The sequence below is a fragment of the Salinivibrio sp. PR932 genome (assembly GCF_001996125.1).
Classification (GTDB): domain Bacteria; phylum Pseudomonadota; class Gammaproteobacteria; order Enterobacterales; family Vibrionaceae; genus Salinivibrio; species Salinivibrio proteolyticus.
Genome location: NZ_MUFM01000069.1, coordinates 1 through 1,957 on the forward strand (window position 1 = coordinate 1; position 1,957 = coordinate 1,957).

Genomic DNA, 1,957 nt, shown 5'->3' on the forward strand with positions numbered 1-1,957 from the left:
CGTATAAGAAGATGAAGCTCTGGAATGCACAGTCAGTTGCTGACAGTAAATCATTTGTGACTTTGATGATTTTGTGCTGTCTAGGTTATGCTGTATTTAAAACATCTTATCGGTGGATTGGTGATATATTCCAATCAATAGTTATTCTAGGTGTGTTATTTTCACTCTATTATGACCGAGGGAGTAAAACAAAAGAGCCACTATTTTTTTTAATGCTTATATCCGCGATTGTTCCAGTTTTAAGCTGGATTAACGCATTGTTTAAATACCCGGATATAGTAGATTCTAGCCCTGACTTTGGCGCTATAGTGAACTTCTACTTTTTTCTTTTTATCACTTATTGGATTAAGCGCGATAGGTTGTTCATAAATGGCTTTATGATCGCGTTCTGCTTCGGTGTGTTGTTAACCTTAGTCTCTTACTCACCAAATATTATTAATGAGTTCCTTCTAGGTATGAGTGGCGAGCGTATTGATTTTTCATATGTCAATGCGAATCACCCAGCAGCACTGTTAGGGGCGTCTATTATCGTTGCGGTGAGTTTGTTTATTAGAAAATCGAGCAATACGCCCTATTTTCGAAGATTTGCGTATGTAATTCTTGGTTGTTTTATTCTGGTCGCATTGTTTGYGCTCATTTTCACTCAATCTCGCCAATCATGGCTTGCACTTATCGTCAGTTTGGGACTAATGTTGTGGGTTGGCGTGTATCGAAAATATACACTAAACCCATGGCTAATATTATTCATAGTGGCAGGGTTAACTATACTTATCGCCATGCTCTTAGCTCATATACCAATAATCCATGAGCGATTAATGACTGAAAAAGACGTCATACTCGCCATATTATCGTTTGATTTAGATAAAATACCCTTCTCAAGTATCGGTATTCGAATCCATCTTTGGGCTGAATCATTAAAATGGATTGCAGAGAACCCATTGTTAGGTATAAGCCAACATGGACGAGCACTCGTCATTTCTATGTCTGAAGGAATGCCTGATTACATAGTAAATGACTTCACACACTTACATAATGGTTATATTGATGTTCTTGTCAACTATGGGGTGGTAGGGCTAAGCGTTTTTATTTTTAGCATATGGTCTTTACTCCGTAGAGGGATGGATAAAACGCAAAAAACTCAATGTGCCTGCTTAAGCGTAGGCTTCATTATTTTCTTCCTTATTATTAATATGTTTGAGTCCTTCCTAACATTTAAATCAGGGGAGTTTATATTCAACTCAGTGGCTGCAATGATTTTATCCATGATTTATAACGAAAGAGAAAAGGGTGATGCTTAAATGATTAATAAAATACATGCGGTTTGGCTAGGTAATAAAATGTCACCCTTTTCGCTAGCCTGTGTGGATGACTGGATAAAGCAAGGTTATGACGTAAAAGTCTGGACAGAGAAGGATCCAGAAGTACAAACTTGGATAGACAATTGTGAATTTGCGAAGGCATGTCTTTCTCGGGGCCTTTATGCCTTTGTTAGCGATTATCTCAGGCTTAAAGTATTAGCAGAGCATGGTGGATTGTATCTCGACACTGATGTGACGATTAGGCGCGATCCATTTGGCTTGTTTCATCATTGTGATTTCGGAGTAGGTTATGAAGACAGTGAGAATGTTGGCACCGCTGTTATCTATGCATTACCTCATTCCAGTGTGTTGAAAAAAACGATCGATTTTTATGAAAATGAAATACTAAGTTCCCCTTATTTTATGGGGCCAAAGATCATGACGGAAATGATAAATAGGCATAAAAAAGACTCGTGCTTGGAACATGAGGTAAGAATATTCGAAAAAGACACTTTCTATTTTTATAATGGTGATGGAGTCATCCCCGACTTTCCATCAACTTCATATTTAGTCCACTGGTTTCAACATAGCTGGAAAAACTCCAGAAAAGAAGTATACCTAAAATCTAAGCATTTAGGTTTCTGGGGTAAGTTGTATGT

The 1,957-nt window shown here is 37.7% G+C and carries 2 protein-coding genes; both read left to right on the forward strand.

Features of this window, described 5'->3' with window-relative positions:
• A partial coding sequence (locus BZG84_RS16100; protein ID WP_077678498.1) for an O-antigen ligase family protein occupies window positions 1-1,298 on the forward strand: 1,298 nt, incomplete at its 5' end.
• Window positions 1,299-1,957 (forward strand): glycosyltransferase family 32 protein (locus BZG84_RS16105; RefSeq protein WP_077678499.1); only part of this gene is annotated, 659 nt, incomplete at its 3' end.